The sequence below is a fragment of the Pseudomonas sp. p99-361 genome (assembly GCF_003935475.1).
Taxonomy (GTDB): domain Bacteria; phylum Pseudomonadota; class Gammaproteobacteria; order Pseudomonadales; family Pseudomonadaceae; genus Aquipseudomonas; species Aquipseudomonas juntendi.
Genome location: NZ_RHQO01000086.1, coordinates 1 through 16,440 on the forward strand (window position 1 = coordinate 1; position 16,440 = coordinate 16,440).

Here is a 16,440-nt window from a genome sequence, read left to right on the forward strand (position 1 = left end):
CGGGCGGCGCTCGCTCTAACAGGCGCTGCCATACCTTGTGGCAAACACCTGTCAGCCCTAAGGCGATCCCTGTGGGCGCTGGCTTGCCGGCGATGGGCCGCAGCGCGGCCCCGGCCAACTCAGGTCAGGAAGCGGTACTGGCCGTACCCTGCACGTTTTTGGGTGCCAACCGGAACACGTGGTACAGCACGGTCAGCAGCACCAGGAATGCCGGGCCGATGTACAGCGCCACCCGGGTGTCCTCGAAGTACGCCATCAGCCCCACCACCAGCACCAGGAACGCCAATGCCAGGTAAGAGCTCAGCGGCCACAACCACATGCGGTACTTCAGCCCCTGGCGCTCGGCAGGGGTAAGGCCGGCACGGAATTTCAACTGCGCCAGCAGGATCATCACCCAGGTCCAGATTGCGCCAAAGGTGGCAATCGACGTCACCCAGACGAAGACCTTCTCCGGCACCAGGTAGTTGGCCAGCACACCCAGCAGCAGCGCGCCGATGGACAGCAGCAGCGCATTGCGCGGTACCCCGTTGTTCGAGGTACGGGCGAAGGCCGCCGGGGCCTGGCCGTTCTGCGCCAGGCTATAGAGCATGCGCCCGGTGCTGAAGATGCCGCCATTGCATGAGGACAGCGCCGCAGTGATGACCACGAAGTTGATGATGCCCGCGGCGGTCTTGATGCCCAGGCGCTCGAAGGTCATGACGAACGGGCTGCCCTGGCTGCCAATTTCGTTCCACGGGTAGATCGACAGAATCACGAACAACGCACCGACATAGAACAGCAGGATGCGCCAGAACACCGAGCCGATGGCCTGCGGAATGGTTCTTTGCGGGTTACGGGCTTCACCGGCAGTCAAACCGATCATTTCCACGCCCAGGTAGGCGAACATCACCATCTGCAGCGACATCAGCACGCCGGTCACGCCATTGGGCATGAAGCCGCCGTTGCTCCACAGGTTGGCGATGCCCACGGCCAAACCGTCATTGCCCAGGCCGAAGGCAATGATGCCGACCCCGCCCAGCACCATGGCGATGATGGTGACGATCTTGATCAGGGCGAACCAGAACTCGAATTCGCCGAAGGCCTTGACCGCTACCAGGTTGACCGCCCCCATGCTGCCCAGCGCCGCCAGGGCCCAGATCCAGCGGGGCACGTCGGGGAACCAGATCCCCATGTAGATGGCTACCGCGGTAATTTCCGCAACACAGGTCACCAGCCACAGGAACCAGTAGTTCCAGCCAGTGAGAAAGCCCGCCAGCGGGCCGAGGTAGTCCTGCGCATAGCGGCTGAACGAGCCGGCGACAGGGTTGTGCACGGCCATTTCACCAAGGGCGCGCATGATCACCAGAATGGCCAGGCCACCAATGATGTAGGACAGCATGATGGCCGGGCCGGCCATTTCGATGGCCTTGGCCGAGCCTAGGAAAAGACCGACACCGATACAGGCGCCCAGCGCCATCAGACGGATATGCCGTTCGCCCAGTTCACGCTTGAGCGGGCCGCCTTGGGTGGGCTGGCCATGGGCAGGGTGGTTGCCGACTGGCATAGCGATTCAACCTCATTTTGTTATTGGATTTGCCTCCGTGCAGCACCCGCCACGCCGGTAGGCGTGGCCTTGGCTTGCCAAGCTGGCCTCTTGGGCCGGCCTGCGTGCCGGGTCAGCGCAACCCGGCAGGGCGAAGGGGCGAGCAGTATAGGAAGACCGCTGAAGGGGTTTTCGCTGTATATCCATGAATAATCAGCGAGTTCTCCGGAGCCCCCGGTACCTTGATCAGCGCCGACAAATGTTTCCGCCTACCCGCTCACCGTCTAAGCTTCAGGCAAGCAAGACGAAAATACCTGGCCGGATTGAAGACTATGGGCGCACTGTGGCAATCGGAACCAAGCAGGACGGAAGCACCCGAGACACCGCCGGCCGAGACGCCACAACGCAAGCCCCCCCGGCAGCGTCGGCTATGGTGGCGGCTGATCATCCTCATCGTGCTGGTGGCGCTGGTGGCTGTCGGCTTCGCCGCCTACGACGAATTTCGCACGTCCGAGTTGCAGTCGCGGGAATTCAGCAAGCTCGCCAGCACCCTCACCTACTCGCTGCAGCCCGGCCCCAGCGACGCCATCGTCTACCCCGGTGACGGGCCGTTCGACAAACGCCTGGGCTACAGTGCCCTGGGTGAATTTCTGCCGCGCCTGCTCAAGCGCGACTACCTGATCAGCGAACAGGTCAGGTTTTCCCCGGCGTTGATGAACTACGTCGAGCATGGGCTGTTCGTGCCCTATATCGAGAAGATCCAGGCGGGCCTGTCGATCACCGACTGCCGTGGCGACATGCTCTACCAGTATAACTACCCGCAGCACCTGTACCCTGACTTCGCTGCCATCCCGCCCGTGATGGTCAATAGCCTGCTGTTCATCGAGAACCGCGACCTGCTTGACACCCAAGACCCGCGCAACAACCCGGCCGTGGACTGGCCGCGCTTCGCCAAGGCCGCCTATAGCCAGGTGGCCAAGTACCTGGCGCTGCCCGGCCAGTCGGCGGGTGGCAGCACCCTGGCCACGCAACTGGAAAAGTATCGCCACTCCCCAGATGGCCTGACCGTGTCGGGGGCCGAGAAGATCCGCCAGATGATTTCGGCCAGCGTGCGCGCGTACCAGGGCGGCCCCGACACCACCGAGGCCCGCCAGCGCATCGTGCGTGACTACCTCAATAGCGTGCCACTGTCGGCCGTGCCTGGGCACGGCGAGGTACACGGCATGGCCGAGGGGCTGCGGGTGTGGTACGGCGCCGATTTCGACCAGGTCAACCAGGCGCTGACGTCCACCGCCACTGACCCGCAAAGCATGGCGGCGCGTGGCCTGGCCCTGCGCCAGGTGCTGTCGCTGATGATCGCCCAGCGGCGGCCCTCGCATTACTTGTCCAAAGGCCGGGTGGAACTGGCCGAGCTGACCGACTCGCACATCCGCGTGCTGGCCGCCAACAAGGTCATCGAACAGCCACTGGCCGAGGCAGCGCTGGCCAGCAAGGCGGTGTACCGCGACTGGGTGGCGCAACCGACCATCGTGCCCATCGTCACCAACAAGGGTATCAGCCTGGCGCGCAACCGCCTGGCGGCCATGCTCAACCGCCCGCTGTACGACCTCGACCGCCTCGATGTATCGGCTACCAGCACCCTGCAGGCTGACCTGCAATTGCAGGTCAGCCAATACCTGAAAAACCTTGCCGACCCGGCTTTCGCTGCGCAGATCGGCCTGATCGGCGAGCGCCTGCTCACCGCCAAGACCACCGACCAGGTGAGCTACAGCTTCACCCTGTTCGAACGCACCGCCGATGGCTCGCGGGTCAGGGTGCAGACCGACAGTACCGACCAGCCATTCGACATCAACGAAGGCAGCAAGCTGGAGCTGGGCTCCACGGCGAAGTTGCGGGTACTGACGACCTACCTGGAGATCATTGCCGAACTGCACGACAAGTATGCCGGCAAGCCTGTCGCCGAGCTGAAGAAGGTCGACGTCGCCGAGCTTGACCGCATCACCCAATGGTCACTGGATTGGCTGGCGCAGAACAGCAAGAACCAGAGCCTGGATGCCATGCTCGACGCCGCCCTGGAGCGCAAGTACTCGGCCAGCACCGGCGAGGCGTTTTTCACCGGCGGCGGCATGCATGTGTTCAACAACTTCCGCAAGGAAGACAACAGCCGCAACCCCACGCTCAAGGATGCCCTGCGCGAGTCGATCAACTTGCCCTTCATCCGCCTGATGCGCGACCTGGTGCGCTATGTGACCTACCAGCAGCCCTACAACCGCGTACCGCTGCTCAAGGATGACGCCGACCCGCGTCGCCAGGAATACCTGGCGCGCTTTGCCGACAAGGAAGGCACCAACTACCTGATGCGCTTCTGGAAGAAATACCAGCGCAAGACCTCGCAACAGCGCCTGGATACCTTCCTCGACAGCATGCGCGTGACCCCGCAACGGTTGGCCGCCGTGCACCGCTACCTGTTCCCCGAAGCGGGCCAGCAAACGTTCAATGCCTTTGTCCGCGCCCACCTCAAGGGGGACAAGAGCGCCCTGGGCAAACTCAGCGATGGCCGCCTGGCCGAGATGTACGAAGCCTATGGCCCGGGCAAGTACGACCTGCCCGACCAGGGTTACATTGCCAAGGTCCACCCCTTGGACCTGTGGCTGCTCGGCTACCTGCTGAAGAACCCCAGTTCGACCTTGAGCGAGATGGTCAACGCCAGCCGCTTCGAGCGCCAGGAGGTCTACGGCTGGCTGTTCAAGAGCCGCCACCAGGGCGCTCGCGACAGCCGCATTCGCACCATGGTGGAAATCGAAGCGTTCCTCGACATCCACCAGCGCTGGAAGCGCGTGGGCTACCCGTTCGACCACCTGGTGCCGTCGCTGGCGACCGCCATCGGCAGCTCGGGCGACCGCCCTGCCGCCCTCTCGGAGCTGGTCGGGATCATCCAGAACGATGGCATTCGCCTGCCTACACTGCGCATCGACACCCTGCATTTTGCCGCCAACACCCCCTACGAGACCAAACTGATCAGCGACCCGGACCGGGGGGTGCGGATTCTGCAGGTCGAGGTGGCACGCGCCCTCAAAGGCGCCATGTCGCAGGTGGTCGATGCCGGCACCGCCCGGCGCATTTCCGGCAGTTTCAAGCTGCAGGACGGCACGCCCCTGGTAATGGGTGGCAAAACCGGTACCGGTGACAACCGCATCGAAAGCTTTGGCGCCGGCGGCCGGCTGATCGGCTCGCGGTCGCTCAACCGTACCGCCACCTTCGTGTTCTTCCTGGGTGAGAACCACTTCGGCACCTTGACCGCGTTCGTGCCAGGGCGTTCGGCAGAGGCATTCAAGTTCACTTCGGCGCTGCCGGTGCAGGTACTCAAGGGCATGGCACCGATCCTCATGCCATACCTGCAGCCGGGCAATCCGAACGCGTGCAAGCCCCCGGAAGTGGCCGCGAACTCGACCACGAAAGCGGACGAATCGAACAATTAGATGAGAATCATCAGCAATTAAGGGCTTGTCTTTAGATATATCTTGAGTAATATCTTACGATATATCGCAAAGAAGGAGCCCCTATTCCCATGCGTGAACATACCCCCCATGACCCCTTCGAACGGCGCCCCGGGCGCGGCGAACGCGGCCCCCGTGTATTTGCCCCAGGTGACCTCAAGTTGCTGATGCTCGACTTGCTCGCAAGCCAGCCCGGCCATGGCTACGACCTGATCCGCCAGATCGAGAACCTGTTCGAAGGCAGTTACAGCCCGAGCCCCGGAGTGATCTACCCCACGCTGAATTTTCTTGAAGAAGCCGAGCTGATCAGCGGCCAGGTGCAGGGCAGCAAGCGCCTGTATGCCATCACCGAGGCCGGCCGCCGTGCACTGGCGGACCAGGCGGTGGCGCTGGACGGCGTGCGCATGCGCATCGAAGTCAGCAAGCGCGCCTTGCGCGGCCACGACCGCCCGCCTGAAATTCACGAAGCGGTGGGCAACCTGCGCCATGCGCTGCACATGCACAGCGGCCGCTGGACACCTGAAGAAATCGATAGGGTTCGCGACCTGCTCAACCACACCGCCACGGCCATCGCTTCCGGGCCGGCCGACGCTGCTACGGAGACGCCCCATGACTAACAGCATTCACCGCGTCAACCACGAGATTCGCCAGCGCCGCCTGCAGGTGCTGCGGGTCACCGAGCTGACCCCGCGCATGCGCCGCATCACCCTCGGCGGTGCCGAACTGCAAGGCTTCACCAGCTTGGGCAGCGACGACCACATCAAGCTGCTGTTCGGCGAAACCCCTGAGCAGCAACAGGCCATCGAGGCCCGCAAGCTGGGCAAGGACAGTGGCGTACGGCCCACCATGCGTGAATACACGCCACGGCGCATAGACCTGGTGGCCAACGAGTTGGACATCGACTTCGTCCTGCATGGCGACGGCCCTGCCGCCACGTGGGCGGCGCAGGCCGCGGTCGGGCAAACCCTGAATATCGCCGGGCCACGCGCTTCACTGGTGGTGCCGGATGTGTTCGACAGCTACTTGCTGATCGGCGATGAAACGGCCATCCCGGCAATCGGCAGGCGGCTCGAGGAGCTGCCCGCTGGCCGCCAGGTGCTGGCGGTGATCCAGATCGAGGATGAGCAGGAGCGCCAGCCGCTGCCGAGCAAGGCGCAGGTCGAGGTGATCTGGGTACGCCGCCACGAGGAAGACCTGCTGCCATTGGTGCAGAACCTGACCTTGCCGCAAGGCCGGTTGTACGCCTGGGTAGCGCTGGAAAAAACCCTGACCCGCCAGGCCAAGGCGCTGCTGCTGGAAAAAGGCGTGCCCGAGGATGCTTTGAAAGCCGCGGCTTACTGGCGGGCCGACGGGGCTGGGGACGACGAATAATCGGCTTCAGCCTGTTACGGCCTCTTCGCGGGCAAGCCCGCTCCCACAGGTACATCACCAGCCTTGGAGACGGTGGTATTCCTGTAGGAGCGGGCTTGCCCGCGAAGAGGCCGGCACAGGCTAAGCAAACTTTTGCGCCCCACGCCAACGATCCAGCCCCAGCAACACCAGCCCGATCCCCCAGAACCCCGCCAGCACGCCCAGGGCATTGAGCAGCACTTGCCCGTACCCCAGCCTCGCCACATCGATGAACGGGTAGGCGTACAGGCCTATCTCGCTACCCCGCCACAAGGCGTAGCCAAAGTATACGGCCGGGTAGAGTGCCCACAGCGCCAGGTGCCGCAGACGCAAATGGCCCTTGGGCACCTCACACCACCAGTACAAGGCGTACAGCGCCGGCATCACATCGTGCAGCAACTCGTCGGCCAGCCATTGCCAGCCCTCTGGCTGCCACAAGTGGCGCAGCAACACGCTGTAGGCCAGCGCTACCAGCACAATGCTCGCGGCCACCGCGGAACTCACCGACGGCGACAGAAAAAAATGCCTGGCCCGGCCTTCGCGGCCAAACGCCGCATAACTGAGCACCGTGGCCACCAAGGTGTTGGTCAACACCGTGAAATAGCCAAACACGTTGATCAGGCCGCCGATCAGGCTGGCCTGCTCCTGCCAACGCGCCAGCAGTACCAGGTACACCTGCACGGTCAGGCCGAACCAGCCCAGCACCGCCATGCCGGTCAGCCAAGGTCGCCGCAGCACGTTCAGGCCTGACGCTGCAGCTTCACGTACAACTGCTCGACCTTTTCCCGCGCCCAAGGGGTTTTACGCAAGAAGGTCAGGCTCGACTTGATCGTCGGGTTGCTCCTGAAGCAACGCACGTCAATGCGTTCGGCCAAGCCCTGCCATTGGTAATGCGCCACTAGCTCGGTAAGGATCTGTTCGAGGGTCTTGCCGTGCAGCGCGTTGTGTTGGGCCGTGCTCATGCTGTACTCCGTGGGAAAGATGCGCACCTTACACGAGTGTAGTGGCGGGTGGGATCCGGCGAGGCCGCAGAAAAACGCTGGCCAGGGAAGAAACCTCTGTGCTGAAATAGTTATGTTATGTTGTAACACTATATGAGCATCTGCCAAGGAACGTCCCACTCTCATGTTGTCTGCACCGCTTCGCCTCTCCCCCCTTGCCGTCGCGCTCTGGCTGGCCGCTTCGCCCAGCCACGCGGTGGAACTTGAACCCCAGGTGATCACGGCCAACCCGCTGGGCAACCGCCAACTGGCCGCGCCCAGCACCGTGCTCGAAGGCGACAACCTGCTGCAACAGCAGCACGGCAGCCTCGGTGAAACCCTGAACAAACAGCCCGGTGTCGCCTCGACCTGGTTCGGCCCTGGCGCCAGCCGCCCGGTCATTCGTGGCCTGGATGGCGACCGCATTCGCATCCTGCGCAACGGCGTAGGCGCCCTGGATGCCTCCTCGCTGTCCTACGACCATGCCGTGCCGCTGGACCCGGTGACCGTCGATCGTGTCGAAATCGTGCGCGGCCCTGCCGCACTGCTGTACGGCGGCAACGCCATTGGTGGCGTGGTCAACACCTTTGACAACCGCATCCCGGACGCCCCCATCGAGGGCATTCACGGCGCCGGTGAACTGCGTTACGGTGGCGCCGACACCACCCGCAGCAGCGCCGGCAAGCTAGAAGCCGGCGATGGCACATTCGCCCTGCACCTGGATGCCAACAGCCGTCAGTTCAATGACCTGCGCATCCCTGGCTACGCCCGTAGCGCGAAAGTGCGCGATGCCGAAGAGCCCGGCAGCAAGCACCGCCTGGAAAACAGCGATGGCCGCCAGGATGGCGGCGCCATCGGCGGTGCCTACCACTGGGACCACGGTTACGCCGGCCTGTCGTACAGCCGCTACGACAGCAACTACGGCTCGGTGGCCGAATCCGGCGTGCGCCTGGACATGAAACAGGACCACTACGCCTTCGCCTCCGAACTGCGCGACCTCGACGGCCCGTTCAGCTCGGTCAAGGTCGATGCCGGCTACACCGACTACGAACACAGCGAAATAGAGGAAGGCGAGGTTCACACCACGTTCAAGAACAAAGGCTACGAAGCGCGTATCGAAGCCCGCCACCAGCCGCTCGGGCCTGTGGAGGGCGTGATCGGTGCGCAAGTCAGCCGCAACGAATTCTCTGCCCTGGGCGAAGAGGCCTTCGTGCCGCACACCGATACCGACAGCCTGGCGTTGTTCATGCTCGAACAGTGGCAAGCGACCGAGCGCCTGAACCTGAGCCTGGGCGCACGCATGGAACACACCCGCGTGGCCCCGGATGCCAAAGGCAACGAGAACTTCGTCGACGCCAACAGCGCCAGCAGCTTCAATGCGTTCAGCCTGTCATCGGGCGCGGTGTACCAGCTCGACCCGGTCTGGTCGCTGGCGGCCAACCTTGGCTATACCGAACGCGCCCCGACCTTCTACGAGCTGTATGCCAATGGCGCCCACGTCGCCACCGGTGCCTATGAAGTCGGTGATGCCAGCCTGAACAAGGAAAAGGCCATTTCCGCCGACCTGGCGTTACGCTTCGACAACGGTACGCACAAGGGCAGCGTCGGGCTGTTCTACAGCCACTTCCGCAATTACATCGGCCTGATCGGCACCGGCAACCTGCGCGAAGGCGGGCATGATCACGACCACGACGAAGCTGACCATGATCACGACGACGGTTTCCCGGAGTACCAGTACCAAGGTGTGCGGGCACGCTTCTACGGCATCGAGGCCCAGGACCGCTGGCAGCTGGTCGAGAACCGTTATGGCAGCTTTGCCCTGGAATTGTCGGGTGACTACACCCGGGCCAAGAACCTTGACAGCGGCGAGCCGCTGCCCCGTATTGCGCCGCTACGCCTGAACAGTGGCCTGGTCTGGGAGCTGGACCGCTGGCAGGCCCGGGTGGACGTGCAGCACGCCGCCTCTCAGCACCGCAAGCCGGCCAACGAAAGCAGCACCGATGGCTATACCACCCTGGGGGCCAGCGTTGGCTACCGCTTCGACGTTGGCCAGAGCCAGTGGCTGGCGTTCGTGCGCGGTGAGAACCTGACCGACCAGACCGTGCGCTATGCCAGTTCGATTCTGCGCGATATCGCGCCAGCACCGGGGCGCAGTGTGGAAGTGGGCCTGCGTACCACCTTCTGAAATGGTGGGGGCGCTTTGCGCCCCAATCGCCGGCAAGCCATTTCCTACACGTACTGCGCCACACCTGGGTAGGCGCAGGAACTGCGCAGAGCAGAGCCCTACGGACATTATTACCAATTGAACAATAATGACCTGCGACAATTTGTCTTTTTTTCTGACGCCTTCCCCTATATCCTCCCCGCCGCAAGCTGAAACGCTTCACTGAACTCCCACGTTGCCACATCCATCGAAGGCCTCGCCTTTCGATGCGCTTGCCGTTTTTTTAATAATCAGAAGATAGCGCTATCTCATGCTCCAACTGCCCAAAACCTGTTACATAGGCGTCGCCCTTGCTGCCTTGGCGACCCCCACCTGCGCCAGCGAAATGTTCGCCAACGACTCCGGGTGGATGCTCGGCGACTGGGGCGGCACCCGCACCCGGCTGCTTGAACAAGGCTACGACTTCACTCTCGGCTACACCGGCGAGATGGGCAGCAACCTGCACGGTGGCTACGACCATGATCGCACCGCGCGCTACAGCGACCAGTTCACCTTTGGCAGCCACCTGGACCTGGACAAGATCCTTGGCTGGCACGACACCGAAGTGCAACTGACCATAACCGAGCGCCACGGCGACAACATCAGCAACGACCGCATCAATGACCCACGCGTGGGTGGGTTTACCTCGGCCCAGGAAGTATGGGGCCGCGGTGAAACCTGGCGGCTGACGCAAATGTGGATCAAGCAGAAGTACTTCGACGGCGCACTGGACGTGAAATTCGGCCGTTTCGGCGAAGGCGAGGACTTCAACAGTTTCCCCTGTGACTTCCAGAACCTGGCCTTCTGCGGCTCGCAGGTGGGCAACTGGGTGGGTGGCGTCTGGTACAACTGGCCGGTCAGCCAATGGGCCCTGCGCGTGCGCTACAACCTCAGCCCCACGTTGTACGCGCAGGTTGGCGTGTTCGAACAGAACCCGTCCAACCTCGAGTCAGGTAACGGCTTCAAGCTCAGTGGCAGCGGCACCCAAGGTGCGGTCATGCCAGTCGAACTGGTATGGAGCCCGCGCGTCAAAGGCCTGAAAGGGGAATATCGCGCCGGCTACTACTACAGTAATGCCAAGGCACACGATGTTCTCAAGGACAGCAACGGCCAGCCGGCAGCCCTGAGCGGCGGCGCCTACCGCAGCAGCTCAAGCAAGCATGGCGTGTGGCTCGGCGCCCAACAGCAGGTGACTGCACTGGCCTCCGACCATTCGCGTGGCCTGAGCCTGTTCGCCAACGCAACGATGCACGACAAGAAAACCAATGTCATCGACAACTATGTTCAGGCAGGACTGGTATTCAAAGGGCCTTTCGATGCCCGCGCCAAGGACGACATCGGCTTCGCCCTCGCCCGCGTGCACGTCAACTCTGGCTACCGCAAGAACGCCCGCCTGGCCAACCAGGCAGCCGGCCTTGACGATTACGACAACCCCGGCTTCCTGCCTGTGCAAGACACGGAATACAGCGCCGAGCTGTACTACGGCATTCATGTGGCCAACTGGCTCACGGTCCGCCCGAACCTGCAGTACATCCGCCACCCCGGCGGCGTGTCGCAAGTCGATGGCGCCCTGGTCGGTGGCCTGAAGATCCAAAGCAGTTTCTGAATTTTTTTGACGTGACGGAGAACCTGAAATGAGCACTGAAGGTGCCAACACTGGAAGCCGCTGGCTACCGCGCCTGATTGGCGCGCTGCTGTTGCTGATGGGCCTGGCCCTGCTGGCCGGCGGCATCAAGTTGAGCCAGCTGGGCGGCTCGCTGTACTACCTTGTTGCCGGTATCGGCTTTGCCTTGTCGGGCATTCTGCTGCTGGCCCAACGGCGCATCGCCTTGGGCCTGTACGGCCTGGTGCTGCTAGGCAGCACGGTGTGGGCCTTGCTCGAAGTCGGCCTGGACTGGTGGCAACTGGTGCCGCGCCTGGCCATCTGGTTCGCCATCGGCGTGGTCCTGCTGCTACCGTGGGCACGCCGCCCGCTGATCGGCCCGGCCAGCACTGCCAACACGGCGGTGCTCAGCGTGGCCGTGGTGGCCGCAGGCGCCTGCGCCCTGGGCAGCCAGTTCACCCACCCGGGTGAGGTGTTTGGCGAACTGGGCCGCGACAGCAGCGAGATGGCCAGCGCCGCGCCGAGCATGCCGGACGGCGAATGGCAGGCTTATGGCCGTACCGAGCATGGCGACCGCTATTCGCCACTGCGCCAGATCACCCCGCAGAACGCCTACCGCCTGGAAGAAGCCTGGCGCATCCGCACCGGTGACCTGCCGACCGAGAACGACCCGGTCGAGCTGACCAACCAGAACACCCCGCTGAAAGTCAACGGTATGCTGTATGCCTGCACCGCGCATAGCCGCCTGCTGGCACTCGACCCGGACACCGGCGCGGAAATCTGGCGCTATGACCCGCAGGTGAAGAGCCCCACCGGCACCTTCAAAGGCTTTGCCCACATGACCTGCCGCGGGGTTTCGTATTATGACGAGAACCGCTACGTCAGCCGCGACGGCAGCCCGGCCCCGAAAATCAGCGACGCCGGCCAAGCCGTGGCGCAGGCCTGCCCGCGCCGCCTGTATCTGCCCACCGCAGATGCGCGCCTGATCGCCATCAACGCCGACAACGGCAAGGTCTGCGAAGGCTTCGCCAACCAGGGTGTGATCGACCTGACAACCGGCATCGGCCCGTTCACCGCCGGCGGCTATTACTCCACCTCGCCCGCGGCCGTTACCCGCGACCTGGTGATCATCGGCGGCCATGTCACCGACAACGAGTCCACCAACGAGCCGTCTGGCGTTATCCGCGCCTACGACGTGCACGACGGCCACCTGGTGTGGAACTGGGACAGCAACAACCCGGAAGACACCAAGCCGTTGGCCCCTGGCAAGATGTACAGCCGCAACTCGGCCAACATGTGGTCGATCGCCAGTGTCGACGAAGACCTCGGCATGATCTACCTGCCGCTGGGTAACCAGACCCCAGACCAGTGGGGCGCTGACCGCACCCCAGGCGCCGAGAAGTACAGCGCAGGTGTGGTAGCCCTGGACCTTGCGACCGGCAAGGCCCGCTGGAACTACCAGTTCACCCACCACGACCTGTGGGACATGGACGTCGGCAGCCAGCCGACCCTGGTGCACCTGAAGACCGACGATGGCGTGAAACCGGCGATCATCGTGCCGACCAAGCAGGGTAGCCTGTATGTGCTCGACCGCCGCGACGGTACGCCAATCGTGCCGATCCGTGAAATCCCCACCCCGCAAGGTGCGGTGAAAGGCGACCACACTTCGCCGACCCAGGCCCGTTCCGACCTCAACCTGCTGGGCCCGGAACTGACCGAACAAGCCATGTGGGGCGCCACCCCGTTCGACCAGATGCTGTGCCGCATCCAGTTCCGCGAACTGCGCTACGAGGGCCAGTACACCCCACCGTCCGAGCAGGGCTCGCTGGTCTACCCAGGCAACGTAGGCGTGTTCAACTGGGGCAGCGTATCGGTCGACCCGGTGCGCCAGTTGCTGTTCACCTCGCCCAACTACATGGCATTCGTGTCGAAGATGGTGCCGCGTGAACAGGTTGCCGAGGGCAGCAAGCGCGAAAGCGAAACCAGCGGCGTGCAGCCGAACACCGGTGCCCCGTATGCCGTGACCATGCACCCGTTCATGTCGCCCCTGGGCGTGCCGTGCCAGGCCCCGGCCTGGGGCTACGTCGCCGCCATCGACCTGTTCACCAACAAAGTCGTATGGAAGCACAAGAACGGCACCACCCGTGACAGCACACCCGTGCCGATCGGCCTGCCGGTTGGCGTGCCGAGCATGGGCGGCTCGATCGTGACCGCAGGCGGCGTCGGTTTCCTCAGCGGGACCCTCGACCAGTACCTGCGCGCCTACGATGTGAACAACGGCAAGGAACTGTGGAAAGCCCGCCTGCCAGCGGGTGGCCAAGCCACCCCGATGACCTACACCGGCAAGGACGGCAAGCAATATGTGCTTGTGACCGCGGGCGGGCATGGCTCGCTGGGTACGCGGATGGGCGATTACATCATCGCTTACAAATTGGCTGAATAAGCTGCAAGTCACAAGCTACAAGCCGCAAGTAAAAGCGGGGCCAATGCGGTCCCGCTTTTTTCTTGTAGCTTGTAGCTTGCAGCTTGCAGCTTGCAGCTTGAAACTTGAAACCCAATCCCCTGCGCCCCATCTAAGCACCATAGTCATTCACGCAGGTGCCCCATGAGCGACCAGCAGGATTTCCCGGAACACCCCGACGAACACAGCGAAGTCGAGCACACCACCCCCCAGGCCCAAGCCGGCCACGCCCTCGCCCTGCCCGGCCAACAACTGCCGGACAAGGTCTATGTGATTCCGATCCACAACCGCCCGTTCTTCCCGGCCCAGGTACTGCCTGTGATCGTCAACGAAGAGCCCTGGGCGGAAACCCTTGATCTGGTCGCCAAGTCCCCTGACCACTGCCTGGCCCTGTTCTTCATGGACACGCCGGCAGAAGACCACCGCCACTTCGATACCTCGGCATTGCCGCAATACGGCACGCTGGTCAAGGTGCACCATGCCAGCCGTGAAAACGGCAAGCTGCAGTTCGTGGCCCAAGGCCTGACCCGGGTGCGTATCCGTACCTGGCTCAAGCATCACCGCCCGCCCTATCTAGTCGAAGTGGAATACCCGCGCCAGCCCGCCGAGCCTACCGACGAGGTCAAGGCCTACGGTATGGCCCTGATCAACGCGATCAAGGAACTGCTGCCGCTCAACCCGCTTTACAGCGAAGAGCTGAAGAACTACCTCAACCGCTTCAGCCCTAACGACCCGTCGCCGCTCACCGACTTCGCCGCCGCGCTGACCTCGGCCACCGGCGGCCAGTTGCAGGAAGTGCTGGACTGCGTGCCCATGCTCAAGCGCATGGAAAAAGTGCTGCCCATGTTGCGCAAGGAGGTCGAAGTCGCCCGCCTGCAAAACGAGATTTCGGCCGAGGTGAACCGCCAGATTGGCGAGCATCAGCGCGAGTTTTTCCTCAAGGAACAGCTCAAGGTCATTCAGCAGGAGCTGGGCCTGACCAAGGACGACCGCAGTGCCGACCTGGAGCAGTTCGAGCAGCGCCTGGAAGGCAAGACCCTGCCCGAGCAGGCGCGCAAACGCATCGATGAAGAAATGGGCAAACTGGCCATTCTGGAAACCGGTTCGCCCGAATACGCCGTTACCCGCAACTACCTGGAATGGGCCACTGCCCTGCCATGGGGCATCCACGGCAAGGACAAGCTCGACCTCAAGCACGCGCGCAAGGTACTCGACCAGCACCATGCAGGCCTCGACGACATCAAGGAACGCATCCTCGAGTTCCTCGCCGTTGGCGCCTGGAAGGGCGAGATCAGCGGCTCGATTGTGCTGCTGGTAGGCCCGCCCGGCGTGGGCAAGACCAGTATCGGCAAGTCGATTGCCGAGTCGCTCGGCCGACCGTTCTACCGCTTCAGCGTCGGCGGCATGCGTGACGAGGCCGAGATCAAGGGCCACCGCCGCACCTACATCGGCGCCCAACCCGGCAAGCTGGTGCAGGCGTTGAAGGATGTCGAAGTGATGAACCCGGTCATCATGCTCGACGAGATCGACAAAATGGGCCAGAGCTACCAAGGCGACCCGGCCTCGGCGCTGCTGGAAACCCTCGACCCGGAACAGAACGTCGACTTCCTCGACCACTACCTGGACTTGCGACTGGACCTGTCGAAAGTGCTCTTCGTGTGCACCGCCAACACCCTGGACTCGATCCCCGGCCCTTTGCTGGACCGCATGGAAGTGATCCGCCTGTCCGGCTATATCACCGAAGAAAAACTGGCCATCGCCAAGCGCCACCTGTGGCCCAAGCAGTTGCAAAAGGCCGGGGTGGCCAAGGCCAGCCTGAGCATCAGCGACAGCGCGCTGCGCACGGTGATCGAGGGCTACGCCCGAGAGGCCGGGGTGCGCCAGCTGGAAAAGCAATTGGGCAAGCTGGTGCGCAAGGCGGTGGTCAAGCTGCTGGAAAACCCGGACGCCAAGCTGAAAATCGGCACCAAGGACCTGGAGGCCGCACTCGGCATGCCGGTGTTCCGCAGCGAGCAAGTACTGGCGGGCAAAGGTGTGATCACCGGCCTGGCCTGGACCAGCATGGGCGGCGCGACCTTGCCGATCGAGGCAACCCGCATCCACACCCTCAACCGCGGCTTCAAGCTGACTGGCAAACTGGGCGACGTGATGAAGGAATCGGCCGAAATCGCCTACAGCTACGTCAGCTCCAACCTCAAGCAGTTCGGGGGTGACCCCGGTTTCTTCAACGAAGCCTTCATTCACCTGCATGTGCCTGAAGGGGCCACCCCCAAGGACGGGCCGAGCGCTGGCATCACCATGGCCAGTGCCCTGCTGTCGCTGGCCCGCAACCAGGCACCGAAGAAAGGGGTGGCCATGACCGGCGAACTTACCCTCACCGGCCAGGTGCTGCCCATTGGCGGGGTGCGCGAGAAAGTGATCGCGGCACGGCGACAGAAGATCTTCGAATTGATCTTGCCAGAGCCTAACCGCGGCGACTTCGAGGAACTGCCGGACTACCTGCGTGAAGGTTTGACGGTGCATTTTGCCAAACGCTTTGCCGACGTGGCGAAAGTACTGTTCTGACAGGCCCTGGGCTAATGCCAGTCAGTTAAGCCTGAGTGGCAGCCATTGGGCTGCTTCGCAGCCCATCGCCGGCAAGCCGGGCTCCCACAGGGGCAGTGCAGACCTCAAGCTTTGCGCGGTACCTGTGGGAGATTCTATGGTTTCTGGCAAGGGTAGCCGGAGCATCTTCAGCGCCTGTGAGATCGAGCGCCGACCGCGCGGCGCAATCGCGAGCTGCGCT

General features: G+C 63.3%; 11 protein-coding genes. 7 read left to right on the forward strand and 4 right to left on the reverse strand.

What is annotated here, in order from left to right:
- Nucleotides 1–124 precede the first annotated feature (124 nt).
- Entirely contained in the window at nt 125–1,543 is a 1,419-nt protein-coding gene (locus tag EGJ22_RS23380; RefSeq protein ID WP_064314253.1) for an amino acid permease, read from the reverse strand.
- 311 nt (nt 1,544–1,854) lie between these two features.
- Between EGJ22_RS23380 and EGJ22_RS23385 the strand changes: the two genes are divergently transcribed.
- From EGJ22_RS23385 to EGJ22_RS23395, 3 genes are all read left to right on the forward strand, one after another.
- On the forward strand, nt 1,855–5,001 hold the full coding sequence (locus tag EGJ22_RS23385; RefSeq protein ID WP_029887725.1) for a transglycosylase domain-containing protein: 3,147 nt from the start codon (nt 1,855–1,857) through the stop codon (nt 4,999–5,001).
- Between the two features lie 89 nt (nt 5,002–5,090).
- Nucleotides 5,091–5,636 carry a PadR family transcriptional regulator gene (locus EGJ22_RS23390; RefSeq protein ID WP_029887724.1) on the forward strand — a complete coding sequence of 182 codons (546 nt, stop codon included), beginning with the start codon at nt 5,091–5,093 and terminating at the stop codon, nt 5,634–5,636.
- Nucleotides 5,629–6,390, forward strand: a complete 762-nt coding sequence (locus tag EGJ22_RS23395; RefSeq protein ID WP_029887723.1) for a siderophore-interacting protein — start codon at nt 5,629–5,631, stop codon at nt 6,388–6,390. The genes EGJ22_RS23390 and EGJ22_RS23395 overlap by 8 nt, the downstream gene beginning before the upstream one ends.
- Nucleotides 6,391–6,510: 120 nt before the next feature.
- On the opposite strand, the gene EGJ22_RS23405 is transcribed toward EGJ22_RS23395, so the two are convergent.
- A complete protein-coding gene (locus EGJ22_RS23405) occupies nt 6,511–7,146 on the reverse strand; it encodes a Pr6Pr family membrane protein (protein ID WP_029887722.1) in 636 nt (211 codons plus the stop codon).
- Between the two features lie 2 nt (nt 7,147–7,148).
- Nucleotides 7,149–7,370: a VF530 family DNA-binding protein gene (locus EGJ22_RS23410; RefSeq protein WP_029887721.1), complete on the reverse strand. Its 222-nt coding sequence runs from the start codon at nt 7,368–7,370 to the stop codon at nt 7,149–7,151.
- Nucleotides 7,371–7,533: 163 nt separating this feature from the next.
- Here EGJ22_RS23410 and EGJ22_RS23415 point away from each other — a divergent pair, with 163 nt between their 5' ends.
- From EGJ22_RS23415 to lon, 4 genes are all read left to right on the forward strand, one after another.
- A complete protein-coding gene (locus EGJ22_RS23415) occupies nt 7,534–9,573 on the forward strand; it encodes a TonB-dependent receptor (RefSeq protein WP_029888012.1) in 2,040 nt (679 codons plus the stop codon).
- A 289-nt stretch (nt 9,574–9,862) separates the two neighbouring features.
- Entirely contained in the window at nt 9,863–11,197 is a 1,335-nt protein-coding gene (locus tag EGJ22_RS23420; RefSeq protein WP_029888013.1) for a carbohydrate porin, read from the forward strand.
- Between the two features lie 28 nt (nt 11,198–11,225).
- Nucleotides 11,226–13,637 carry a glucose/quinate/shikimate family membrane-bound PQQ-dependent dehydrogenase gene (locus EGJ22_RS23425; protein WP_029888014.1) on the forward strand — a complete coding sequence of 804 codons (2,412 nt, stop codon included), beginning with the start codon at nt 11,226–11,228 and terminating at the stop codon, nt 13,635–13,637.
- A 162-nt stretch (nt 13,638–13,799) separates the two neighbouring features.
- Nucleotides 13,800–16,220: an endopeptidase La gene (lon, locus tag EGJ22_RS23430; protein WP_009681961.1), complete on the forward strand. Its 2,421-nt coding sequence runs from the start codon at nt 13,800–13,802 to the stop codon at nt 16,218–16,220.
- 21 nt (nt 16,221–16,241) lie between these two features.
- On the opposite strand, the gene EGJ22_RS26300 is transcribed toward lon, so the two are convergent.
- Nucleotides 16,242–16,440, reverse strand: a 199-nt coding sequence (locus EGJ22_RS26300) for a hypothetical protein (protein ID WP_218568208.1), incomplete at its 5' end; no start/stop codon positions are given.